22 protein-coding genes are annotated in these 23,613 nt (G+C 70.8%); 16 read left to right on the forward strand and 6 right to left on the reverse strand.

The window, feature by feature from the left end:
* The first annotated feature begins 13 nt into the window (after nt 1-13).
* The gene (mnmA, locus tag ACFQ4H_RS10260; protein WP_377569564.1) at nt 14-1,087 is read left to right on the forward strand and encodes a tRNA 2-thiouridine(34) synthase MnmA; all 1,074 of its coding nucleotides are present in this window, start codon (nt 14-16) and stop codon (nt 1,085-1,087) included.
* Here the strand turns inward: mnmA and ACFQ4H_RS10265 are convergent.
* The gene (locus ACFQ4H_RS10265; RefSeq protein ID WP_377569565.1) at nt 1,030-1,506 is read right to left on the reverse strand and encodes a cupin domain-containing protein; all 477 of its coding nucleotides are present in this window, start codon (nt 1,504-1,506) and stop codon (nt 1,030-1,032) included. The two genes, mnmA and ACFQ4H_RS10265, sit on opposite strands and share 58 nt — an antisense overlap.
* 129 nt (nt 1,507-1,635) lie before the next feature.
* Between ACFQ4H_RS10265 and ACFQ4H_RS10270 the strand changes: the two genes are divergently transcribed.
* The 8 genes from ACFQ4H_RS10270 to gatA all read left to right on the forward strand — a co-directional run bounded on the left by ACFQ4H_RS10270 (nt 1,636) and on the right by gatA (nt 11,841).
* On the forward strand, nt 1,636-2,652 hold the full coding sequence (locus ACFQ4H_RS10270) for a methionine synthase (protein WP_377569735.1): 1,017 nt from the start codon (nt 1,636-1,638) through the stop codon (nt 2,650-2,652).
* Between the two features lie 30 nt (nt 2,653-2,682).
* A complete protein-coding gene (locus tag ACFQ4H_RS10275; protein ID WP_377569567.1) occupies nt 2,683-3,042 on the forward strand; it encodes a VOC family protein in 360 nt (119 codons plus the stop codon).
* A gap of 98 nt (nt 3,043-3,140) precedes the next feature.
* Nucleotides 3,141-3,740 (forward strand): SMI1/KNR4 family protein, encoded by a 600-nt coding sequence (locus tag ACFQ4H_RS10280; protein WP_377569569.1) that lies wholly within the window; start codon nt 3,141-3,143, stop codon nt 3,738-3,740.
* Between the two features lie 39 nt (nt 3,741-3,779).
* Nucleotides 3,780-4,820 (forward strand): ADP-ribosylglycohydrolase family protein, encoded by a 1,041-nt coding sequence (locus tag ACFQ4H_RS10285; RefSeq protein ID WP_377569571.1) that lies wholly within the window; start codon nt 3,780-3,782, stop codon nt 4,818-4,820.
* Nucleotides 4,821-4,948: 128 nt separating this feature from the next.
* The gene (gene ligA / locus ACFQ4H_RS10290) at nt 4,949-7,081 is read left to right on the forward strand and encodes an NAD-dependent DNA ligase LigA (RefSeq protein WP_377569572.1); all 2,133 of its coding nucleotides are present in this window, start codon (nt 4,949-4,951) and stop codon (nt 7,079-7,081) included.
* Between the two features lie 178 nt (nt 7,082-7,259).
* The gene (locus ACFQ4H_RS10295) at nt 7,260-9,821 is read left to right on the forward strand and encodes a putative bifunctional diguanylate cyclase/phosphodiesterase (protein ID WP_377569574.1); all 2,562 of its coding nucleotides are present in this window, start codon (nt 7,260-7,262) and stop codon (nt 9,819-9,821) included.
* Nucleotides 9,822-9,960: 139 nt separating this feature from the next.
* The gene (gatC, locus tag ACFQ4H_RS10300; protein ID WP_184533776.1) at nt 9,961-10,260 is read left to right on the forward strand and encodes an Asp-tRNA(Asn)/Glu-tRNA(Gln) amidotransferase subunit GatC; all 300 of its coding nucleotides are present in this window, start codon (nt 9,961-9,963) and stop codon (nt 10,258-10,260) included.
* Between the two features lie 105 nt (nt 10,261-10,365).
* Entirely contained in the window at nt 10,366-11,841 is a 1,476-nt protein-coding gene (gatA, locus tag ACFQ4H_RS10305; protein ID WP_377569576.1) for an Asp-tRNA(Asn)/Glu-tRNA(Gln) amidotransferase subunit GatA, read from the forward strand.
* Nucleotides 11,842-12,007: 166 nt separating this feature from the next.
* Here gatA and ACFQ4H_RS10310 read toward each other — a convergent pair whose 3' ends face one another.
* The 3 genes from ACFQ4H_RS10310 to ACFQ4H_RS10320 are packed head-to-tail and all read right to left on the reverse strand — an operon-like array spanning nt 12,008 to nt 14,754.
* Nucleotides 12,008-12,655, reverse strand: coding sequence for a response regulator (locus tag ACFQ4H_RS10310; protein WP_377569578.1), 648 nt, complete (start codon nt 12,653-12,655; stop codon nt 12,008-12,010).
* Nucleotides 12,652-13,872 (reverse strand): sensor histidine kinase, encoded by a 1,221-nt coding sequence (locus ACFQ4H_RS10315; protein WP_377569580.1) that lies wholly within the window; start codon nt 13,870-13,872, stop codon nt 12,652-12,654. Before ACFQ4H_RS10315 ends, ACFQ4H_RS10310 begins: the two co-directional genes overlap by 4 nt.
* Before the next feature lie 27 nt (nt 13,873-13,899).
* The gene (locus tag ACFQ4H_RS10320; RefSeq protein ID WP_377569582.1) at nt 13,900-14,754 is read right to left on the reverse strand and encodes a helix-turn-helix transcriptional regulator; all 855 of its coding nucleotides are present in this window, start codon (nt 14,752-14,754) and stop codon (nt 13,900-13,902) included.
* A 100-nt stretch (nt 14,755-14,854) separates the two neighbouring features.
* Between ACFQ4H_RS10320 and ACFQ4H_RS10325 the strand changes: the two genes are divergently transcribed.
* From ACFQ4H_RS10325 to gatB, 7 genes are all read left to right on the forward strand, one after another.
* A complete protein-coding gene (locus ACFQ4H_RS10325; protein ID WP_377569584.1) occupies nt 14,855-15,574 on the forward strand; it encodes an SDR family NAD(P)-dependent oxidoreductase in 720 nt (239 codons plus the stop codon).
* Nucleotides 15,575-15,600: 26 nt separating this feature from the next.
* Nucleotides 15,601-16,041 carry a hypothetical protein gene (locus tag ACFQ4H_RS10330; RefSeq protein ID WP_377569586.1) on the forward strand — a complete coding sequence of 147 codons (441 nt, stop codon included), beginning with the start codon at nt 15,601-15,603 and terminating at the stop codon, nt 16,039-16,041.
* Nucleotides 16,042-16,156: 115 nt separating this feature from the next.
* Nucleotides 16,157-17,071 carry an ABC transporter ATP-binding protein gene (locus ACFQ4H_RS10335; protein ID WP_377569588.1) on the forward strand — a complete coding sequence of 305 codons (915 nt, stop codon included), beginning with the start codon at nt 16,157-16,159 and terminating at the stop codon, nt 17,069-17,071.
* Nucleotides 17,068-17,835: an ABC transporter permease gene (locus ACFQ4H_RS10340; protein WP_377569589.1), complete on the forward strand. Its 768-nt coding sequence runs from the start codon at nt 17,068-17,070 to the stop codon at nt 17,833-17,835. The genes ACFQ4H_RS10335 and ACFQ4H_RS10340 overlap by 4 nt, the downstream gene beginning before the upstream one ends.
* The gene (locus ACFQ4H_RS10345; RefSeq protein WP_377569591.1) at nt 17,828-18,058 is read left to right on the forward strand and encodes a hypothetical protein; all 231 of its coding nucleotides are present in this window, start codon (nt 17,828-17,830) and stop codon (nt 18,056-18,058) included. The genes ACFQ4H_RS10340 and ACFQ4H_RS10345 overlap by 8 nt, the downstream gene beginning before the upstream one ends.
* A gap of 2 nt (nt 18,059-18,060) precedes the next feature.
* Nucleotides 18,061-18,678, forward strand: coding sequence for a hypothetical protein (locus tag ACFQ4H_RS10350; protein ID WP_377569593.1), 618 nt, complete (start codon nt 18,061-18,063; stop codon nt 18,676-18,678).
* A 139-nt stretch (nt 18,679-18,817) separates the two neighbouring features.
* Nucleotides 18,818-20,323 carry an Asp-tRNA(Asn)/Glu-tRNA(Gln) amidotransferase subunit GatB gene (gene gatB / locus ACFQ4H_RS10355; protein WP_377569594.1) on the forward strand — a complete coding sequence of 502 codons (1,506 nt, stop codon included), beginning with the start codon at nt 18,818-18,820 and terminating at the stop codon, nt 20,321-20,323.
* A gap of 288 nt (nt 20,324-20,611) precedes the next feature.
* On the opposite strand, the gene ACFQ4H_RS10360 is transcribed toward gatB, so the two are convergent.
* Nucleotides 20,612-22,186 carry a metallophosphoesterase gene (locus ACFQ4H_RS10360; RefSeq protein WP_377569596.1) on the reverse strand — a complete coding sequence of 525 codons (1,575 nt, stop codon included), beginning with the start codon at nt 22,184-22,186 and terminating at the stop codon, nt 20,612-20,614.
* Nucleotides 22,187-22,240: 54 nt separating this feature from the next.
* Nucleotides 22,241-23,419, reverse strand: coding sequence for a PQQ-dependent sugar dehydrogenase (locus ACFQ4H_RS10365; protein WP_377569598.1), 1,179 nt, complete (start codon nt 23,417-23,419; stop codon nt 22,241-22,243).
* Nucleotides 23,420-23,613: the final 194 nt, after the last annotated feature.

Below are 23,613 nucleotides of genomic sequence, written 5' to 3' on the forward strand. Positions count from 1 at the left end.
GGGAGGTACACCAGTGAGGGTCTTGGCAGCCATGTCCGGCGGGGTCGACTCGGCGGTGGCCGCCGCACGGGCGGCGGAAGCCGGGCACGACGTGACCGGGGTGCACCTGGCGTTGGCCCGTAACCCACAGACCTACCGGTCCGGGGCCCGTGGCTGCTGCACCCTGGAGGACTCCCGGGACGCCCGCCGGGCCGCCGACGTGATCGGCATTCCGTTCTACGTCTGGGACATGGCCGACCGGTTCCATGAGGACGTGGTGGACGACTTCGTCGCCGAGTACGCGGCAGGTCGTACGCCGAATCCGTGCCTGCGCTGCAACGAGAAGATCAAGTTTGCCGCGGTCCTGGACCGGGCCGTCGCCCTGGGCTTCGACGCGGTCGTCACCGGCCACCACGCCCGGCTCGGCGCGGACGGCCTGTTGCGCCGTAGCGTCGACGCGGCCAAGGACCAGTCCTACGTCCTGGCCGTGCTCAACCGGGAGCAGCTCGACCGGTCGATGTTCCCGCTCGGTGACTCGACCAAGGAGCAGGTACGCGCCGAGGCGGCCGAGCGTGGACTGGCCGTGGCCGACAAGCCCGACTCGCACGACATCTGCTTCATCGCCGACGGCGACACCCGCCGGTTCCTGGCCGAGCGGCTGGGCGAGGCGCCGGGTGACGTCGTCGACGTCCGTACCGGTGAGGTGGTGGGGGCGCACGCGGGTGCGTACGCGTACACCGTCGGCCAGCGCAAGGGGCTGGCGCTGGGCGTACCGGCCCCGGACGGCAAGCCGCGCTACGTGCTGTCGATCACGCCGAAGACCAACACGGTGACCGTGGGGCCGGCCGAGGCGCTGGAGGTGACCACGGTCCGGGGCGAGCGCCCGGTGTGGACCGGTGGCCCGACCCCCACCGGGCCGATCGAGTGCGAGGTGCAGCTACGGGCACACGGTGAGGTCGTGCCGGCGACCGTACACCTGGACGGCGGCACGCTGCACGCGCAGCTGCGCCGACCGATGCGCGGGGTGGCCGCCGGCCAGGCGATCGTCGTCTACCGGCCGGATGCCGCCGGTGACGTCGTGCTCGGTTCGGCCACGATCACCGGCTGATCCAGCGGGTGCCCGGTGGTGGCGTCCACGTGATCAGGAACGTCCTCGTGGTGGTCACCGACGCTCGACGTGCCGGTCGGTTCGAACAGCAGGATGGAAGCGCCCCCCGGGGCGAACGGCCGGTGTTCGGTGCCGCGTGGGACGACGAAAACGGACCCCCGGGGTAGTACGACCACGCGTTCCGGGGGCGTTGCCGACGACCCGACCTGGCCGGCTGGATTGTCGCGGAGCGCGATGCTGAGCTCGCCGGAGAGCACCAGGAAGAACTCGTCGGTGTCGTCGTGCCGGTGCCACAGGTGCTCGCCGGCAACCTTGGCGATCCGGACGTCGTAGTCGTTGACCCGGGTGACGATACGTGGGCTCCACAGCTCATCGAAGCTGGCCAGGGCGGCGCGGAGGTCGATCGGTTCGACGGTCATCCTCGGCATCCTGCCAGAGGATTTCGGAAGATCTACGTGCCCGACCCGCCGACCCGGGTCCGTACCCACCCGGTCGTCGGCTAGCCTTCGCCCGTGAACGATCCCGGGAACGACTCGGTACCCGACCTTGTGGACGACCGGACTGCCGCTGCTGCCTGGCCGTGGCCGGCCGGTGCGGCGACCGGCATCGGCTCGCTGCCCGGCACCGACATCGCCGAGGCCCAACGGATCGTCCTGGGCGAACTGCCGGCCCTGCCGCACCTGCCCGAACTGCCCGCCCGGGGACCGGGCGCAGACCTCGTCGGGCGCGGTGCCAGCCTGCTGGTCGACCTACCGGTGGAGTTGTACGCGGCCCGGTGGCGGATCGCCGGCCGCCCGGGGCGGGACCTGCGCCGCGCGCACGACCTGATGGAGCGGGACCTCGACCAGCTCACCGAGCAGGCCGAGGAGTACGCCGGCCCGATCAAGGTCCAGGCAGCCGGCCCGTTCACCCTCGCCGCCAACCTTGACCTGCCGATCGGCGGGCGGATGCTGCGCGACGCGGGGGCGGTACGGGACCTGACCGAATCACTGGCGGAGGGGCTGCGCATACACGTCGCCGACGTACGGCGGCGGCTGCCCCGGGCGACCGTACTGTTGCAACTCGACGAGCCGTCGCTGCCGGCCGTACTGGCCGGGCAGATCCCGACCGAGAGCGGCTTCAGCGTCTACCGGGCGGTCGAGCCGGGCACCGCCCGCGCCATGCTGGCAACGGTGATCGAGGCGGTCGACACACCGGTGGTGGTGCACTGCTGCGCACCGGACGTACCGCTGGAACTGATCCGTACCGCCGGCGCGGTCGCCGTCGCCTTCGACCTGGACCTGGTCAGGAAGCTCGACCCGATCGGTGAGGCCATCGACGCGGGCCTCGGCCTGCTGGTCGGTGCCGCGCCGAGCGTGGCACCGCCGAACGGTCGCCCACCGACCTCGGCCCAGGTCGCCGACCGGGTACGTCAACTCTGGCGTCGCCTCGGGTTCCCCGTCCGCCAGTTGGCCGAACAGGTCGTGGTCACCCCCGCCTGCGGGCTGGCCGGTGCCACCCCCGAGTACGTCCGCGCGGTGCTGACCGCCTGCCGGGACGCCGGTCGCCGCCTGTACGAGGATTAGCCACCGGCCCGGGCGGGCAGAGGTTCGGACATGATAGGAAAACTGCGTACAGTAGTGATCGACTGTCCGGAGCCACGCGCCCTGGCCGAGTTCTACAGCGAGTTGCTGGGGTTGCCGGTGACCTCCGACGACGGTGGGTGGGTGGTGATCGGCGGCCGGAAGGGTGAGGCCCGACTCGCCTTCCAGCAGGCCCCCGGGCTGCGCGAGCCCCGCTGGCCCGACCCCGAACGCCCGCAGCAACTTCATCTCGACGTCATGGTGGACGACGTCGAGGCGGCCGAGGCCAAGGTGCTCGCCCTCGGTGCGAGGCGGCTGCCGGGCGAGGGCGGTGGCTTCCGGGTCTACGCCGACCCGGTCGGCCACCCGTTCTGCCTGCTCTGGGATTCCTGACCGCGACCGGACTTCTGACCGCGACCGGACTTCTGACCGCGACCGGACTTCTGACCGCGACCGGACTTCTGACCGCGACCGGTCCGTACGACGACGGGATGACGATGCGCCAGGAGCCGGAACTCGCGGAACGTATCGGTCGGGTCACGCGGAAGCTGGCGCGGGCGGCGGCCATGCCCGGTGAACCGGTCATGTTCGGTGTGGGGAGCCACCGTTTCCAGCTCGGCCCACCGTTGTCGGAGGACGAGGTCGTCGCCTTCGAACGTCGGCACGGCGTGACGCTGCCAGCCGACTACCGCAGGTTCCTGACGGAGATCGGCCATGGTGGACCGGGACCGTACGGTGGGGCCGGGCCGGGCTACGGTCTGTTGCCGCTGGACGGGTGGAACGAGGCGCTGTGGGTAGCCGAGGACGACGTGCTGGCCACCCCGTTTCCGGCCGAGCCGGGTCGGGGCTACCGGGACTGGTGGGCCGAGGTCGGCCTGTCCGATGACGACGAGCCGTACCGTGGCGTTCTTGCCCTCGGCCACGAGGGATGCGGCCACTTCTCCGTGCTCGTGGTCACCGGAGCAGCCCGGGGACGGGTATGCAGCGTTCCCGTCCACAGCAGCCCGAGCTTCTCCCCGGACCCGGATTTCCTGTCCTGGTACGAGCGGTGGCTGGACGCCGTACTCGCCGGAGAGCAGGGTTTCCGGTAGCCGTACGTCGGACCGTCCCGGTGGCGGGGGTCTGAGATCATGGCCGCCATGATCGAGCAGTCCACCGGACCGGTTGACGGAGTCGTGGCGAAGCAGTCTGCCTCGGGGTCGTTGTTCGGACTGGCCTACGGCGACGCACTCGGCAAACCGACCGAGTTCCTGACCGTCGCGGAGATCGAGCGACGTTACGGCCCGGGCGGACCACGTGAACTGACCGGTCAGCCGGCCCTGGTCACCGACGACACCCAGATGGGACTGGCGGTCGGCTGGGCGCTGCACGAGGCGTCGGCCGCCACGCCACAGATCCTGGAACCGTTGCTCCGAGAGCGCTTTCTGGCCTGGGCAGTCAGTCCGGACAACAACCGGGCACCGGGGATGACCTGCCTGCGGGCGTGCGGGGAGTTGGCCCGGGGTACGCGCTGGCAGCAGGCGACCGTCGCCGGCTCGAAGGGGTGCGGGGCCAACATGCGGGTCACGCCGGTCGGGCTGGTGCCCGACTACGACCTGGATACCCTGTCCGGGGTCGCCCAGCTCCAGGCCGGGCTTACCCACGGTCACCCGACCGGTCTGGCCGCCAGTGAACTGACCGCGTACGCCGTACGGGTGCTCCGGGACGGCGCGAGCCTGACCGAGGTGCCGGCCCTGCTGCGACAGCGGGCGCGTCAGCAACGCACCGTCTACCGGGGCGACTGGCTGGGTGACCTGTGGCAACGGCCCGGCGTCGACCATCCGACGTCGTTCATCGCCCGGGGCTGGGACGAGTGCCTGGCCGCCCTCGACCGGCTCGACGCGGCGCTGGCGGCACCCGACGATGGTGGCGACCCGTGCGGGCGTACCGGTGACGGGTGGATCGCCGAGGAGGCTCTGGTCACGGCGCTGCTCTGTGCGCTGTGGCACCGCGACGACCCGGTGACCGCGCTGGCCCGGGCGGCCACCACCGCCGGTGACTCGGATTCGATCGCCGCGCTGGCCGGTGCGTTCCTGGGCGCGGAGCGTGGCATGTCCGCCTGGCCGACCCACTGGTCGGACCAGATCGAGTACGCCGACCAGTTCGCCACCCTCGGCACCGCCTGGGACTGACCCGACCCGACCCGTCCGGCCCGGTCCGGGGTTCGGGGGCGGTGTTCGCGCAGCTGGGGCGGGGCGGGGCGACGCGTGTCGTACCAGCCGGTTACCGTTCGGGGGTAGCGTGATCACGGAGGTCGACGGTGTCCGAAGAAGCCATCCCCCAGCAGGTCAGCGCCGAGCAGGAGGTGGCGGCGGGTGCCGAGCCCACCACCGAGGCGCGGGAGCGACACACCATCCTGAGCACGGAGATCACCGAGCACCAGTACCGCTACTACGTGCTGGACGCCCCGACCATCGCCGACGCCGAGTTCGACGTCCTGCTGCGCGAGTTGGAGGCGTTGGAAGCCGAGTTCCCGGCGTTGCGTACGCCCGACTCGCCGACGCAGCGGGTCGGCGGCACCTTCTCGACGCAGTTCACCCCGGTCGAGCACGCCGAGCGGATGATGTCGCTGGACAACGCCTTCGACGACGAGGAGTTGGCGGCGTGGGCCGAGCGGGCGGAGCGGGACGCCGGGGGAGCGGTGCCCTACCTCTGTGAGCTGAAGGTCGACGGCCTGGCGATCAACCTGACCTACGAGAACGGCCGGCTGGTCCGGGCCGCGACCCGGGGCGACGGCCGGACCGGGGAGGACGTCACGCCCAACGTCCGCAGCATCCGGGACGTGCCGGAGCGGCTGACCGAGGGCACCGAGCCGATCCCGGAGCTGCTGGAGGTACGGGGCGAGATCTACTTCCCGGTGGCGGCCTTCGCCGACCTCAACGCCAGCCTGGTCGAGCAGGGCAAGGCACCGTTCGCCAACCCGCGTAACGCGGCGGCCGGCAGCCTGCGCCAGAAGGATCCCCGGGTCACCGCCTCCCGGCCGTTGCGCCTGGTGGTGCACGGTGTCGGGGCGCGGGACGGGTTCCAGCCCGTGGCCCAGTCCGAGGCGTACGCCACGCTGAAGGCATGGGGGCTGCCGACCAGTGACCGCTGGCGGGTGGTGCCGGACCTGGCCGGCGTCCGGGACTACATCGCCCACTACGCCACCCACCGGCACGACGTCGAGCACGAGATCGACGGGGTGGTGGTGAAGGTGGATCCGGTCGCCATCCAGGGGCGGCTGGGCTCGACCAGTCGGGCCCCGAGGTGGGCGATCGCCTTCAAGTATCCGCCGGAGGAGGTCACCACCAAGCTGCTCGACATCGACGTGAACGTGGGTCGTACCGGTCGGGTCACCCCGTTCGCCGTACTCGAGCCGGTACGGGTGGCCGGGTCCACCGTCGCGCTGGCGACCCTGCACAACGCCCGTGAGGTGGAACGCAAGGGGGTGTGGATCGGTGACACGGTGGTGCTGCGCAAGGCCGGTGACGTCATCCCCGAGGTACTCGGCCCGGTGATGGACCTGCGTCCGGCCGATGCCCGCCCGTTCGTGATGCCGACCAACTGTCCGGACTGCGGCTCGACGCTGGCCCCCGCCAAGGAGGGCGACGTCGACATCCGCTGCCCCAACACCCGTACCTGCCCGGCGCAGTTGCGCCAGCGGGTGATCCACCTCGCCGGTCGGGGCGCGCTGGACATCGAGGTACTGGGCGAGAAGGGGGCGGCGGCCCTGCTCGACTCGCAGGTGATCACCGACGAGGGTGACCTGTTCTCCCTCGACACCGACAAGCTGGCGACGGCTCCGTTCTTCGTCAACAAGGACGGCACCCTGGGCAGCAACGCCGTGAAGCTGTTGGAGAACCTGACCGAGGTCAAGCAGCGTCCGCTGTGGCGGGTGCTGGTCGCGTTGTCGATCCGGCACGTCGGCCCGACCGCGGCGCAGGCGTTGGCCCGGCACTTCGGGTCGATTCCGGCGATCGAGGCGGCGTCCGAGGAGGAGTTGTCCTCGGTCGAGGGGGTCGGTCCGACGATCGCGGTGAGCCTGCGGGAGTGGTTCACGGTCGACTGGCACCGCGAGGTGGTGCGCAAGTGGGCCGAGGCAGGCGTACGCATGGCGGAGGAGCGGGTCGACGAGGGGCCGCGCCCGCTGGCGGGGGTCACGGTCGTGGTGACCGGCACCCTGGCCGGATACTCCCGGGACCAGGCGGCCGAAGCGGTGCAGACGCTCGGCGGCAAGATCAGCGGATCGGTGTCCAAGAAGACCGGCTTCGTGGTTGTGGGGGACAACCCCGGTTCCAAGGCCGACAAGGCGATCTCGCTCAAGGTGCCGGTGCTCGACGAGGACGGGTTCAGGGTGCTGCTGACCCAGGGACCTGAAGCCGCACTCAAGGTAGCTCAAAGTAGTGAAAAGTGAGCCCTGGGTTAACTCTGGGTGCATGTGAATCTTGGCGGTGAGATGCCGCGTATTCCAAGTTAGTTACGAGTACGTCCGATTCGTGGCTGTCACCCTCCACAATCCTATGGTGGGGGCGTTTGATGGGGGCACGGCGCGGCACCCGGTCGCGCCCGAGACAGCTGCATCGGGAGGTCCGATGGAGGCCGCCGCACTGCGGAACTCCGTTCCCCCTGGCCGGGCCGCAACCTTCTTCAGTTTTATCTGGACGGTTGTCGGCCTGGCGGCTCTGCTCTGCGTCCGACCATTCATGACGTTGCCCGATCAGGTGGCCCAGCTGCCGGCGGCGTTCTGGACGATGGCCGCTCTGGCCGTCGTCTCCGACGCCCGACCATTCACGCCACCGGGACGTCGGCAGAGCCCGGCGGTCTTCCCCTCGGTCTGCTTCACCTTCGCGATCCTGCTGGTCTGGGGCCTCGGACCGGCGGTCGCGGTGCAGGCCGCGGCGGTCGTGGTCTCCAGTTGGCGGCTGCGGCACGCACCCTGGCGGACGGCCTTCAACATCGCGCAGTACGCCTGCGCACTGGCCGCCGCATCGGCGGTGCTGGGGTTCGCGGCCGACAGCGCCTTCCGTACCGACCTGCGCCCGACCTGGGTCGACGTGGTCACGGTGGCCGGTGCCGCAGTGGTCTGGTTCGCGGTCACCTACGGCTGCGTCAGCATCGCCGTATGGCTGCGCTTCGGTGGCGCCTGGTGGCCGACGTTCTGGCAGACGCTGGCCTTCGAACTGGTCTCCACCGGGTCGTTGCTGCTGCTCAGCCCGGTGCTGGTGGCGGCGGCGCGAGCCAGCGCGGCGCTGATCCCGCTGGTCGTCGTGCCGCTGTTCGCGGTCTACCGGATGTCCCAGCTCTCCAGCGAGCAGGAGCGGATCGCCCGGCTGGACCCGCTGACCGGTCTGGCCAACCGGAAGGCACTCCTGGCCCAGGTCGCCGAACAGGTCTCCGTGCACGCCGAGCAGACCGCCAAGGGCGGTACGGACGGACGCATGGCACTTCTGCTGCTCGACCTCGACCGGTTCAAGCACGTCAACGACGCGCTCGGACACGCCGTCGGAGATCGGCTGCTGGTGGAGGTCGGGAAACGGCTGACGGCGTTGGTGCGTACGCAGGACGTGGTGGCCCGGTTGGGTGGCGACGAGTTCGCCATCCTGGCCACCCGACTGCACGGGGTCGACGAAGCCCGGCAGTTCGCCGAGCGGATGGTGGCGGCCCTGGCCGAGCCGGTCGCCCTCGACGGGTTGCCGCTCGACGTCGGCGGATCCATCGGGATCGCGCTCTATCCCGAGCACGGCGAGGACTTCGAGACCCTGATGCGCCATGCCGACGTCGCAATGTACGACGCCAAGCACCAGGGTGATCCGATCGCCGTCTACGCGCCCGAGTCCGATCACAACTCGCCGGAGCGACTCAGCCTGCTGGCCGATCTGCGCCGGGTGCTCGACAACCGGCCGTCGGACAGCGGCGTACCGGGTGTCGGGTCCGGCGGCCAGACGGACCATGCCCCGGCCGGTGCCGCGTCACCTTCGGGTGCCGTTGTCGGTGCCGAGCCCGCCGATCCGGTGATCGGTTCCGGCTTCGACACGCCGAGTGCGGCGGCGATCGTGCCGAGTTCCGTGGCCAGCATCCTCGACTCGCTCGGCGTCGCCCGGGCGGGCGACGGCCCGGTCACTGCTGGCGGCCCGGTCACTGCCGCCGGTTCGGTTGCAGCTGGCGGTCCGCTGGCGGGTAGCGGCCCGGCCAGCGGTGCCGCGTCCGCCAACGGCAGCACCGGCGCACCGACCGGCGGGTCGGCGGGGCGGGACGGCGACATCCTGCCGGTTGGCGGGACCGACACGAAGGTGATCGGCGGTGACGGTGCCGCCGCCGGTGGCGCGTTGGTCAGCGGCGCGGTGATCAGCGGCGACGGCGTCGGCGGCGGTGACGTTGGCGAGATCACCATGTACTACCAACCCCAGATCGCCATCGACACCGGCGAGGTCGTGGGGGTCGAGGCGCTGCTGCGCTGGCGTCACCCCCGCCGGGGCATGGTCGACCCGGAGGAACTGATCCGGGTCGCCGAGCAGAGCGCCGTGATGCGGCTGCTGACCCGGCGCGTCGTGGACGACGTCGTGGAACAGTTGGCGAAGTGGACCGCCGCCGGGGTCAAGCTGCGGGCGGCGCTCAACGTCAGCGTCCGGGACCTGCACACCGGCGAGATCGCCGACCAGATCGCCGAACGGCTCAGCCGGTACGGCGTGAGCCCAGCCCAGCTCCAACTGGAGATCACCGAGGGCGCGTTGATGGCCGACCCGCGTCGGGTGCTGGCGACCATCTCCCGGCTCGACAAGATCGGTGTCGCCATCGCGCTCGACGACTTCGGCACGGGTTACTCCTCGATGCAGCACCTTCGCCGGCTGCCGCTGGCCGAGGTGAAGGTCGACCGTTCGTTCGTACTCGGAATGGCCTCCGATGCCGACGACGCCGCCATCGTGCGGTCCGTGATCGAGCTGGCCGGCGCGCTGGGCCTACGTGTCGTCGCCGAGGGGGTGGAGGACGAGGCGACCTGGCGACTGCTGCATGCGGCCGGTTGCCACGTCGCCCAGGGCTGGTTCTTCGCCCGGCCGATGCCGGCCGAGGACCTGGTGACCTGGCTGGCCCGGTACCGGCCGCTGAAGCCCACGACCGCGCAGGAGCTGTCCGGCCGGCACCGGTCCCGCAGCTAACCGGCCGGGTTCGGGGGAGTCGGCGGCGCGGTGCCCCCGGGCCACAAATAGACTCGCTCAGGTCACGGCGTCCGGGTCGGCTCGCGCCGGCCGGCACGCCAGGTACGACATCCGCACGCTAGGCATGAAGGGGGCACTGATGGCCGCCATCTCCCGCGAAGAGGTCGCGCACCTGGCGCGCCTGTCGCGGCTCGCCGTCACCGAGGAGGAGCTGGCGACCTTCGCCGGCCAGCTCGACGTGATCCTCCAGGCGGTCGCCCGGGTAGGTGAGGTCACCGCCGGGGACATTCCGCCCACCTCGCACTCGGTGCCGTTGACCAACGTGTTGCGTGACGATGTCGTGGTGCCCGGTCTGACCCCGGCCGAGGCGCTCTCCGGTGCACCGGACGCCGAGGAACAGCGCTTCCGCGTACCGCGCATCCTGGACGAGGAGGCCTGATCAGCATGAGCGAGCGTAGCGAGCGAATCAGCCGGCTCAGCGTGACTCATGCTGATGCGGAGCGTAGCGGAGTGTCAGCATGAGCGAGCGTAGCGGAGCGGCAGCATGAGCGACCTGACCAAGCTGACCGCGGTGGAGATCGCGGCCCTCGTCGCCTCCGGTGAGGCGTCGGCCGTCGAGGTGACGCAGGCCCACCTCGACCGGATCACCGCGGTCGAGGACCGGGTGCACGCCTTCCTGCACGTCGACACCGAGGGTGCGCTGGAGGCCGCCCGCGCCGTCGACGCCCGCCGGGCCGCTGGCGAGGAACTCGGCCCGCTGGCCGGGGTTCCGGTCGCGGTCAAGGACGTGCTCACCACGAAGGGCGTACCGACCACGGTCGGCTCGCGCATCCTGGAGAACTGGCGTCCGCCGTACGACTCGACGGTGGTCGAGCGGCTGCGGGCCGCCGGCACGGTGATGCTCGGCAAGACCAACATGGACGAGTTCGCGATGGGCTCCTCCACCGAATACTCCGCCTACGGGCCGACGTACAACCCGTGGGACCTCACCCGGATCCCGGGCGGTTCGGGTGGTGGCAGTGCCGCTGCGGTGGCCGCCTACGAAGCGCCGCTGGCGATCGGCTCCGACACCGGTGGCTCGATCCGCCAGCCGGGTGCGGTCACCGGCACGGTGGGCGCGAAGCCGACGTACGGCGGCACCTCCCGCTACGGCCTGGTGGCGTTCTCGTCGTCGCTGGACACGCCCGGCCCGTGCTCGCGTACGGTGCTCGACGCGGCGCTGCTGCACGCGGCGATCGGCGGGCACGACCCGCGTGACTCCACCTCGATTCCGCAGCCGGTGCCGGACGTGGTCGCCGCCGCGAAGGCCGGTGCCACCGGTGACCTCAGCGGCGTACGGCTGGGTGTGGTGACCGAGTTCTCCGGCGAGGGCGCCGAGCCGGGTGTGCTGGCGGCGTTCCACGAGTCGGTCGACACCCTGCGCAAGCTGGGGGCCGAGATCGTCGAGGTGTCCTGTCCGCACTTCGAGTACGCGCTGCCCGCCTACTACCTGATCGCGCCGAGCGAGTGCTCCTCCAACCTGGCCCGCTTCGACGGCGTCCGGTTCGGCCTGCGGACCGGCGACGACGGTAACCGGTCGCTGGAGGAGGTCATGTCGCTGACCCGGGAGGCCGGCTTCGGGCCCGAGGTCAAGCGGCGGATCATCCTCGGCACCTACGCGTTGTCGTCGGGCTACTATGACGCCTACTACGGCCAGGCGCAGAAGGTGCGGACCCTGATCACCCGCGACTTCACCGCCGCCTTCGAGCAGGTCGACGCGCTGATCTCGCCGACCACGCCGTTCGTGGCGTTCCCGATGGGGGCCCGCACCGACGACCCGTACCAGATGTACCTGGCCGACCTGTACACGATCCCGACCAACCTGTACGGCGGGCCGGCGATCTCGGTGCCCTGCGGCCTGTCGAACGGGCTGCCGGTGGGCCTTCAGATCATGGCTCCGACGATGGCCGACGACCGGATGTACCGGGTCGCCGCCGCGCTGGAGTCCGCCGTCGGCACCCTCACCCCGCCGGCCCTGTAGCCGGCGTCGACGTTCTGACGGCGCTGGCCCGGATACCTGATCCGTCGGTCCGGGCCAGCGCCGTCGGGTCCGGGCCAGCGCCGTCGGGTCCGGGCCAGCGCCGTCGGGTCCGGGCCAGCGCCGTCGGGGCCGGACCAGTGCTGCCGGATCGGCTGCGCCGTCTCGGCTAACGGCCTTCGGTGTCCCGGACCAGCAGCGCCGCCTGGACACGGTTCGCGCAGTCCAGTTTGGTGAGGATCCGGCTGACGTAGGTCTTGATGGTCGTCTCGCTCATGTGCAGCCGTCGGCCGATCTCGGCGTTGGACAGGCCCTCGGCCACCAGACGTACGACCTCCAGCTCGCGGGACGACAGCGCACCAAGTCGCTCGCCGGCGTCCTGCCGGCGTCGGGCGGTTGCCGGCGTGACCATGCCGAGCACCAGGCGGGTCACCGCCGGGGAGAGGTAGGCGTCGCCGACGTACGCCGCCTGGACCGCGCGGATCAGTTCGTCGGGCGTGCAGTTCTTGAGTACGAATCCCGCCGCGCTGTGCTGGAGGGCGTGCAGCACATTCGGTTCCGCGCCGAACGACGTCAGCACCACCACCCGCAGTGCGGGCACCTGTCGTCGTAGTTCCTCGATGGCGCCCAACCCGTCCAGCACCGGCATCTTCAGGTCGAGCAGTGCCACGTCGGCGCGGTGCCGGATCGCCTCCGTCACGGCGGTCCGGCCGTTCTCCGCCTCGGCGACGACCGTGATGTCCGGCGCCGATTCCAGCACGGTACGGATGCCGGCGCGGATCAGCGGCTCGTCGTCGGCAACCAACACCCTGATCACTGCGCCCACCCGACCAGGAAGGTGGCGGGCAGGGCCACGAACATCAGCACCGCGGCGGCGAACCCGACGGCGACCGTGCGGAACCGGTCGACCTGGGCCGGATGGTCGATCTCCTCGCCCGGCCGGTCCGCGACGCCGGGGGGTACGGCGGGCAGCATCGCGTAGAGCCGGAACGCCCCGTCGGCCAGCCGGTGGTCCAGGAACCCGCCGGCCGGCAGTACCCGCTCGGTCAGCCCGGTCAGACCGTGGCCGGCAACCGGTGCGGGCGACGGGGCGGCGACCGGATTGGTGACGGTGAGCAGCAACGCGTCCGCCTCCCACTCGACGTGCACCGTGACCGGCTGACCCGGGGCGTGTTTGACGGCGTTGGTCAGCCCTTCCTCGGCCACTCGGTACGCCGCCTGCCCGGCCGCCGTCGACAGTCGTCGCGGCTCGCCGTGCTGATGCAGTACCACCGACACTCCGGCGGCCTGGAACTCCGTCACCAGTCGGCTGATCGCCGGGACGACCCGTGAGCCGGCGAGCGCATCGGCCGGTTCGCGTAGTGCCCCCACCAGCTGGTACAGCTCGTCCATCGCTCCGCGCGTTGCGGTCGCCAGTTGTCGGACCGCCTGCTGTTGCCGTGGCGGTAGCTCCGACACCTCCAACGCGGCTGCCTGGACCGACACCAGGCTGAGCCGGTGGCCCAGCGAGTCGTGCATGTCCCGGGCGATCCGTAACCGCTCGCTGAGCCGTTCCCGTTCGGCGATGATCTCCTGCTCCCGGCGGAGCTGCTGGTTGTTCCGGCCGAGCGCCGACACCAGCCGTTCGTGCTGCGCGAGGTATCCCCCGACCAGCAGGGGCAGCGCGACGAACACGAGGAACGTGGAGACGATGGGCCCGATTGCCTGCGGTTGCCCGGCCCGGGCCACGAGTTGGGTACCGAGGCCGCCGATCGCCGCGCCGACGATGACGGCGACGCCGGTCCGGGACACGATCGCCCGCCCGGCCTGGTAGGCGGTCCACAGCAGCAGGACGTACGTAGCGCCGGTCAGCGTGGCGAGCACCAGCGCGGCCACGAACGCAGCCGTCGGGCTCCGGTGTCGCAGAGTGACCGTCAGCGCGGCGGCCAGCACGTATCCGGCGATGGCAGCCGGGGGCAGCCCGCCGGAGTGGGTGGCGACCAGTAGCAGGGTGTCGACGACGACCACGAGCGCGGCGGGAAGATGTTTGCCCACGCCTAGCAGGCTAGATGGACAGCGGGACTACTCCGAAGCCAGCGGCGTGAACCGTTCGGTGCCGGTGACCCGCAGCAGGTCGAGGGCCAGGCTCTCGGTCGTGCCCGACGCGGCTGAGTAGACGATGAGCGTCTGGTCGGCGTCCGGCACCAGGAGGGCGTCGCAGTCGAGGGTGAGTGTGCCGAGCGTGGGGTGCAGGATGGTCGTGGTGGTGGCCCGCAACCGCTCCGATCGCGCAGCTCGCCACAGCTCGTCGAACCGTTCACTGCCGGAGCGCAGCTCGGCGATCAGGCGCCTGAGCCGGGGGTCGTCGGGGTAGCGTGACTGGGCGCTGCGCAGGCAGCCGACACAGTGGGCAGCCGTCGCCGCCTCCTCCTGTGGGGTCAACCTCGTCCGGTCCGGCTCGGTGCCGAGGAACCGCTGTCGGATCAGATTGCGGTGGGCGGGTGGCCATCGGGAGAAGTCGCCGAGGAGCGCCACAGCCAGCGGGTTCCAAGCGAGGACGTCGGAGGTGGCCGACAACACCAGAGCGGGCAGGTCCGACATCCGGTCCAGTAGCCTCAGCACGCTGGGACGGATCAGCATCGGTACCCGCCCAGCCTGTGGCGGAGCGGATCCGGCGAGCCGGAACACCAGGTCGCGATCGCTGTCGCTGAGGCGTAGTGCCCGGGTCAGTGCGCCGAGGACCTGGTCGGAGGGGCGAGGGCCACGGCCCTGCTCGAGCCGGACCACGTAGTCGACGCTGACCCCGGCCAGCTGCGCCACTTCCTCGCGGCGTAGCCCCGGCACCTGCCGGCGCCGTCCGGTCGGGAGGCCGACGTCGTCCGGCCTCACCCGGCTACGGGCGGTGCGCAGCACCACGGCCAGCTCGGTTCGGTCCACCTCCCCATCCTGCCGCAGAGCCCACCCTGCGGGGTGGTACCGCCGGTCCCATGCCTTGGCAGCCCTGGCAGGCCGCCGAGGCGGCGGCGACGCTGTCAACATGACATCAACGACGACCGCGCTGGTCACCGGCGCGAACAAGGGTTTGGGGCGCGAGACGGTACGCCGGCTCGCCGGGCTGGGCTGGCGGGTCTTCCTCACCGCCCGGGACACGACGCGTGGCACCGCTGCCGCAGCGGAGTTGGCCGCCGCCGGCCTCGACGTGAGCTTCGTCCCGCTCGACGTGACTTCGGAGGAGTCTGTCACCGACGCCGCTGAACTGGTGCGGGCCAGTGTCGGGCGGCTGGACGTACTGGTGAACAACGCCGGGATCGGTGGTGCGGACGACACTCCGGACAGGACCCGGCCCGAGGATCTGCAGGAGGTGTTCGAGGTGAACGTGTACGGACCGGTCCGGGTGACCCGCGTCTTCCTGCCGTTGCTACGCGCCGCCGAGAGCCCTCGAATCGTCATGGTGTCCAGCGGGATGGGGTCGGTCGCCACCGTTACCCACCCGGAGTTGGGTGCGCTGGTTTCCCCGTCGCTCGCCTACCCTGCGTCGAAGGCCGCACTGAACATGATCACCACCCAGTACGCCCGCGCGTTGCCGGACATAAAGATCAACGCGGTCGACCCCGGCTACACCGCCACCGATCTGACCGACCACAAGGGCTTCCAGACGGTGACGGACGGGACCGACGCGATCGTACGGCTGGCCAGCGTCGGCTCGGACGGGCCAACCGGCGGCTTCTTCGACCGTACCGGCCCGGCCCCCTGGTGACCGGTGGCGTAGGAAAGGAGAGCAGCATGGCATCCGGTGAGTCGCGCAGGGGTGGTGGCATCCTGTCGATCGGGCTGCACCCGAGCGCCGTCGACTATCACCGGCACCCCGGTCTGGACGAGGCGATCCTGACCGCCCGGATCGCGGCCGGCGAGGCCGCGCTGCGCGAGGCCGGATTCGACTTCGTCTCGTGCCAGGTGCCGTCGGCACCCGACGAGGCTGAGGCGAGGGTACGCGAGTGCGCCGCCGCCGGGTCGTTCCGGGTCGCGATGATCGGAGCAGGCGTACGGATGGCCCCGGAGCACACGCTGCTGTTCGAGCGGCTCGTCAACGTTCTGATCGAGATCCAGCCCGGGATCCGTTTCTGTTTCAACACGTCGCCGGAGGGCACGATCGACGCGTTGCGGCGATGGGTGGGACAGGGACAGGGACAGGGACAGGGACAGGGGCCGGGGCCGGGAAGTTAGTTGGTAGCCAGCCCCCGATCACCTGGTGCGGTGCGCGCCTGGGTCAACTTTGGTGACGGCGACCGACAACCTTCGAGGACTGCCCACGCGCGGCACGATCCATAGCGTTGATCAAGTGATCGAAGTCCTCAATCTCAGCAAGAGATACGGGAGCACCGTAGCGGTGGACGACCTGTCGTTTACGGTGCGCCCCGGCCAGGTGACCGGGTTCCTCGGGCCGAACGGCGCCGGCAAGTCCACCACGATGCGGATGATGCTGGACCTGGACCGGCCGACCAGTGGTCAGGTCCTCGTCGACGGTACGCCCTACCGGCGGCTGTCGGAACCGTTGCGCCGGGTCGGCGCGCTGTTGGAGGCCCGGGCGGTGCACCCGGGCCGCAGCGCGTACCACCATCTGCTGTGGCTGGCGCAGAGCAACCGGATCCCGAAGGCCCGGGTGTGGGAGGTCCTGGAGTTGGTCGGCCTGACCAGTGTGGCGAAGAAGCGGGTCAGGGGTTTCTCCCTCGGCATGGGGCAGCGGCTCGGCATCGCCGCCGCGCTGCTCGGCGACCCGCCGGTGCTGCTGTTCGACGAGCCGGTCAACGGGCTGGACCCGGAGGGCGTGCTCTGGATCCGGCACCTGATGAAGGGACTGGCCGCACGGGGGCGCACGGTCTTCGTCTCCAGTCACCTGATGAGCGAGATGGCGCTCACCGCAGCACATCTCATCGTGATCGGCCGTGGTCGGCTTCTCGCCGACACCACCGTCGACGACTTCGTCGCGACCCACGCCCGCTCGTACGTCCGGGTCCGTACGCCGGAGCCGGAGCGGATGCGTGACGCGCTGACGGCGGCCGGCATCCCGGTGCGGCAGGCGGCGGACGGTGCGTTGGAGGCCCATGGGGCGCAGGCCCCGAGGATCGGCGAGTTGGCTGCGGCGAACGGTCTGACCGTCCACGAGGTCAGCACCCAGTCGGCCACGCTGGAGGAGGCGTTCATGCGGCTCACCGGGGACACCGTCGAGTACCGGGCCGTCGGGGGGCAGCGATGAGCGCCGCCGCGGTCCTCACCGCCGAATGGACCAAGATCCGGACTCTCCGGTCGACCAGTTGGCTCCTGCTGTTGGGCTGCGCCCTCTGCGTCGGCCTCGCCGCCCTGTTCGGGTTCAGCTTCCGCACCCCTTCGCCCACCGAGTCGGCGCACTTCGACCCGCTCTTCGCCACGTTCTACAGCCTCACCCTCGGCCAACTCGCCCTGGTGGCGTTCGCGGTGCTGGCGGTCGGTGGCGAGTACGGCTCCGGCACGATCCGTACGTCGCTGGCGGCGGTCCCCCGCCGGGGCGTGTTCTACGGCGGCAAGGTTCTCGTCGCCGCGCTGCTGGTGGCGGGTGTCTCGCTGGTCACCGTACTGGTCACCTTCTTCGTGGCGCAGGCGACGCTCGGCCCGCGCGGTACGACCCTCGGCACGGACGGGGTGCCACAGGCGATCATCGGCGCGTGGCTCTATCTGACGCTGATCTGCCTGTTCGCCATGGGGGTGGCGACGATGCTGCGCAGTTCGGCGCTGTCGCTCGGGATCCTGATCCCACTGCTCTTCCTCGGTGGGCAGGGGCTCGGCAACGTCCCGAAGCTGAAGACCGTGACACAGTTCCTGCCCGACCAGGCAGGTTGGGTGATCATGCACCTGGCCGGGCCGCCGGACGACCCGAGATGGGCCCGCGCCTACGGCGCGTGGACCGGGCTGGGCATTGTCGCGCTCTGGGCCGCCGCCGCCCTCGTCGGCGGCTACCTGGTGCTCCGTCGCCGCGATGCCTGAGGCGACCGCCGCGAACCGGGCCACTGCCGACATGGTCCACGACGGCAGCGTGGCGGCGGCGGGTGCGCTGATGGGTGCGGCCATGAAGAACATTCGGGTGCCGACGATTACGGCTCAGCGTTCCCGGGGCACTTCGATTACCGTGTACGCCGTGACTGGGCCTGGGGAAACGGAATCGATGCGCGAGGTGCTCGGCGCCGACATCGGCTGTCCGTTGGGCTGAGCGTGGCCACCGATCACCGGCTGCGCTACGAGAGCGCTCTCGCTGCCAACCTGGCACCGGGCGAGATCCTGATCGAGGTGCGGGAGGCGAAGCGCCCGCAGGGCCCGGCGCCGGAGAAGCCCGCCCGGCCGGTCGACCCGCCGTCGGGCACCGGCGCGGCGGTCGGGTCGCTGACGGTGGTCGACGTCGTGCTCAGCGGGGTCGACGCGATCGACAACTTCGGCTCCGGTGGCCCGACGGACTGGCTGATGCGGCTGCTCTTCGGCCGGGCCGCGTACGGCCGGCCGGAGTCGGTCGCGGGCAGTTGGGCCATGGTCGTACCCACCGACGACACGCTGGTGGTCGCGGTGACCGACCGGCGGATGCTGGTGCTGAAGCTGACCGGCTTCGAACCGATCGTGGCGTTCGGGGAGCCGCCCGCGCCGGTGACACCCGAGCGGTTGACGCTGCTGTGGTGGGTGTCGCGGGCGCAGGTGACTGGCGTCCGGCGTCGGCGGCACCGGCTACACGGTGCCCGGCTGCGGGTGAGTTTCCGCGACGACTCGTGGCTGGAGCTGACCGGGCCGATCCTGCTGCGACGCCGTGGGGCCGAGGCGCTGCGGGCCGCGCTGACCGGCTGAGCCGGGCGGCACTCAGCACCCGGGCAACCCGCCCGTTACCGTCAGCGCCGGAACGCCCCAAACCCCCGGCAGCCCGGCCGGGGCAAGCCACTAGGCTGGTGCTGGTAAATCCGGTTGCCACGCAGAGCTGGAGTTCTTGATGAGCACGACCGTGCTGCCGTCGTACGACGAGGTTGTCGAGCGTTATGAGCCGGTGATCGGCCTGGAGACCCACGTCGAACTGGGCACGAACACCAAGATGTTCTGCGGTTGCCCGACCGACTTCGGCGGCGAACCGAACACCCGGGTCTGCCCGGTCTGCCTCGGCCTGCCCGGCTCGCTGCCGGTGGCCAACCGGGCCGCGATCGAGGCGACGATCCGGATCGGTCTGGCCCTGAACTGCTCGATCGCCTCCTGGTGCCGGTTCGCCCGGAAGAACTACTTCTACCCGGACATGCCGAAGAACTTCCAGATCAGCCAGTACGACGAGCCACTCTGCGTGGACGGCTACCTGGACGTCGACGTCGACGGCGAGACCGTCCGGATCGGCATCGAGCGGGTGCACCTGGAGGAGGACACCGGCAAGACGCTGCACGTCGGCGGGGCCACCGGCCGGATCCACGGTGCCACCGAGTCGCTGGTGGACTACAACCGGGCGGGCATCCCGCTGGTCGAGATCGTCACCAAGCCGATCCCGGGCACCGGTGCGAAGGCACCCCAGGTGGCCCGCGCCTACGTCACCGAGCTGCGTGACGTCATCCGCTCCCTCGGCGTCTCCGACGTACGGATGGAGGAGGGGTCGCTGCGCTGCGACGTGAACACGTCGCTGAACCTGGTTGGCGCGACCGAGTGGGGCACCCGTACCGAGACGAAGAACGTCAACTCGCTGCGCTCGGTCGAGCGGGCGGTACGTTCCGAGATGCTGCGGCAGGCGTCGGTGCTCGACGCGGGGGGTCGGATCACGCAGGAGACCCGGCACTTCCACGAGGACACCGGCGACACCACCTCGGGCCGGTCCAAGGAGACCGCGACCGACTACCGCTACTTCCCCGAGCCGGACCTGGTGCCGCTGGCACCGGACGCCGCCTGGGTCGCCGAGCTGAAGGCCGCCCTGCCGGAGCTGCCCCGGCTGCACCGTAAGCGGCTCCAGGAGCAGTGGGGCCTGTCCGACCTCGACATGCAGTCGGTGCTCAACGCGGGCGCGGTCGAGCTGATCGAGCAGACCGTGGCCGCCGGCACCACCCCCGCCGGGGCGCGCAAGTGGTGGCTGGGTGAGCTGTCCCGCCGGGCCAACGAGACCGGTGTCGAGTTGGCGGCCGTCGGGGCCACCCCGGCCCAGGTCGCCGAGCTTCAGGGACTGGTCGACGCCGGCAAGCTCAACGACAAGTTGGCCCGTACGGTGCTGGACGGGGTGCTGGCCGGCGAGGGTGACCCGGCACAGATCATGGCGGACCGGGGACTGGAGGTGGTCTCCGACACCGGCGCGCTCACCGCCGCCGTGGACGAGGCGATCGCCGCCAACCCGGCCATCGCCGACAAGATCCGGGACGGCAAGGTGGCGGCGGCCGGTGCGCTGGTCGGTGCGGTCATGAAGACCACCCGGGGCCAGGCGGACGCCAAGACCGTACGGGAGCTGATCCTGTCCCGGCTCGGCGTCGAGGGCTGAGCCTGGTCTCGGCGCTTGGCAGGTGCAACCGCCTGTCTGTCGAGCTGATGTCGTATTCGACTCACGGGACCACGGCCAGCGGGTCGTGGTCCCGTTCCGGTGGAACGGCCAGCGGGTCGTGGTTCCTTACCAGTGGAACGGCCCTTGCGGTGTGGTGGCGGCGGCTGTTGACGAGCGTCAGGCGAATCTCGCGGGCGCTGGTGAGTCGCTGGTGATGTCAGCTCGACAGGTAGTCGTGGGACGGTAGGCCAGTGCGCCCGACCAGCGGGCCACCGGATATGACCGACCTCAGCGAGTGGGGGTCGGGGTGACCGGGGCCGACGGGTTCACACCCGCTGGCTCCCTGATCACGTGCCGCTCCAGGCTGACCTGGGACTCCCCGGTCCCGCCGACCTGGATGTCGTCGTACGCCTGAAGCAGTTTCTGCTGGTCGAAGTAGAGCACGGTCATGGTCAACGGGGTGGGCTTCTCGCCCTCCAGGCCCCGTAGACCGGCGCCGCCGGTGGACCCCTGGATCATGAGCTGGGTCGGCGGTACCCCGGGCTTCTCCGGCAGCGTACGCACCTCGCGGTTGTGGGTGTGCCCGGCCAGCACCAACCGGCAGACGCCGTCGAGCGGGCCGGCCGAGGAGGGGTCGTGCACCATGGCGATGTTGACCGGGGTCGGCGAGGCCTTGACCGTCGCGGCCAGCTGATCCCCGGTGGCGATGAGCTGGTCGGCGGTCTCCTTCGACAGACCGGAGCCCGCCGGTGAGGTCGCCTTGTCGGGGGTGAACCGGGGATCGCCGATGCCGGCGATGGTCAACCCGGCGACCGTGGTGGTCGAGTTGTTCAACACGATCGCGTTGGGCTGGCGGGCCACCGCCGCCGCCGTGGTGGGCGAGTCGTGGTTGCCACGGATGAAGACGTACGGCTTTTTGAGCACGCTGATGGAGCCCACGAACGACGCCTCAGGCTCGCTGCCCCAGTCGGTCATGTCGCCGGTGTCGACCACGACGTCGATGTTGAACTGTTCGACGACGGTACGGATGACCTGCCAGCCGGTGGGGTTCAGGTGCATGTCGGAGACGTGCAGCACCCGGGTTGTGCCGGGGGCCGGCTCGAAGACCGGCAACGCCGAGACGGTGGTGTAGAGCTGGCTGACGTTGCCGACCAGCCGTTGCAGCTGTTCGGCGTACTTGCTGTAGTCGTTGGCGATGCGTCGGGCGTCACCGACGATGGCCGGGGCGTTGACCAGCAGTCCTTCGTACCGGGGCTCCTCGATGGCCTGCGGCCGGAGGGTGAGGGCGGCGAGCCCGAGACTGCCGCCGGTGATCAGCAGGGCCAGCGCCCCGGACCAGGCGACCCGACGCATGTTCCGGAACAGCAGCGCGGCCAGGATCAGTGTGCTGAGTACGGCGACGGCGACCGTACGTAGCCCGACCCGCATCACTCCGTTGGTCACGTCCTCGACGGCCGACTGACTGGCCCGGTTGATGCTGGCCGGGTCGTCGATCAGCGCTTCGACCCGGCGCTGGTCGAGGGAGCCGAGTTGGACGGTCAGCCGGGTCGGCCCCTGGTGACTGTCGAGTTGCAGCGAGCCGAGCGGCGGGATGTTGACCCTGGTCTCGCCGGTGACCGAGGGCGTGATCGCCATTTCGGCCTGGAACGGCCCGATGTCGGTCTGCACCCGGCCACCGAGGAGCATCCCGATGACGATGCCGATCAGGCTGACCGCGAGTACGGCCAGGCCGGTGCCGATCCGGCGGCCGGCGGTCGAGGTGACGGCCGTACGCACGGCGCTGCCCGATGACCGCAGGAGCCGGCGACCCGCCGGGTCCCGTCCGGTCCCGGCGGCCTCGTCTTCGCTGCTGCGCCCGTCCATCTTCAAATCATGACCTGCCCCGCCGGGGATCTCGGCAAACCCGGCAAGGTGAGTTCAGCTTTTGCCAGCTCCACCACCGGAGAAGACCAGCCGGAGGATGCGGTCGTCCTCCGGGGCCGGCTCGCCCCGCCCGTCGTGGTTCGAGGTCGAGATCCACAGCGAACCGTCCGGGGCCAGTACGGCGGTGCGCAGGCGTCCGTACTTGTCGGTGAGCACTGCCCGGGGCTGGCCGAGCACCCCACCCGAGGCGGTGAGTTCTACCAGCCAGACCCGCTCGCCACGCAGGCACGCGGTGGCGATGAGCCGGTCGACGACGGCCAGTCCGGAGCAGGAGGCGTCGGCGGTGCGCCAGTTGACGATCGGGCCGGTGAACCGGGAGTCCGGGTTGCCCGGCCCTTCCACCTCCGGCCAGCCGTAGTTCTTGCCCGGCTCGATCAGGTTGATCTCGTCCCAGGTGTTCTGGCCGAACTCGGCGGAGTACATCCGCTTGTTGGCGTCCCAGCCGATGCCCTGCGGGTTGCGGTGACCGAGCGACCAGACCGGTGAGTTGGGGAACGGGTTCCCGGGGGCCGGTTTGCCGTCCGGCGTGATCCGCAGGATCTTGCCGCCGAGGCTTTTGACGTCCTGGGACAGTCCACGGTCGGAGGCGTCGCCGGTGGTGGCGTAGAGGAAGCCGTCCGGCCCGAAGGCCAGTCGTCCGCCGTTGTGGATTCCCGAACGCGGGATGCCGGTGACGATCGGCGTCGGCTCCCCGCCGAGGGTGAGCCGGGAGATCCGGTTGTCCTGCTCGGTGGAGTAGTAGACGAAGACCGTCTGGTCCTTGGCGTAGTTCGGTGAGACGGCGATGCCGAGCAGTCCACCCTCACCGGCGGCGTCCACCTCGTCCAGGGTCTGCACGGTGGTCACGTTGAGCCCGTCCGGGCTGGACTGCGGGCCGATCTTCAGGATCTTGGCGGTGTCCCGCTCGGTCACCAGCGCGCCGCCGTCGGGCAGGAAGGCGATGCCCCACGGCACCCGTAGCCCCTTGGCCAGGACCGTCACCGCCACCTGCTGGTCGACACCACCACCGCTGCTGGGGGAGACGGACGGGGTCGGGAACCGGGGCGGTTCGCCGGCCGGGTCGGGGTCCGGTGGGCCGAAGGCACAGCCACCGGTGGCGAGCACGGTCGCCGCGCAGAGCGCGACCGCCGCCCGAGCGCGGGTGATCCGAGGGTACGGGGGACGAACGCTCATCCGCCCAAGATAGCCGTACTCCGCCCGCCCGGTGTTCGCTCTCGGGCCCGGTACGACCGACCAGCAGCTGAACGCGGCCCGGTACGACCGGCCAGCAGTTGAACGCGGCCCGGTACGACCGGCCAGCAGTTGAACGCGGTCCGGGTCGACGTCGGGCGGGCTCGCCACCGGGCCCTCGACGGCGGGAGCCCGAT

Origin of the sequence: Micromonospora sonneratiae (assembly GCF_042679305.1) — a bacterium.
Classification (GTDB): Bacteria; Actinomycetota; Actinomycetes; order Mycobacteriales; family Micromonosporaceae; genus Micromonospora_H; species Micromonospora_H sonneratiae.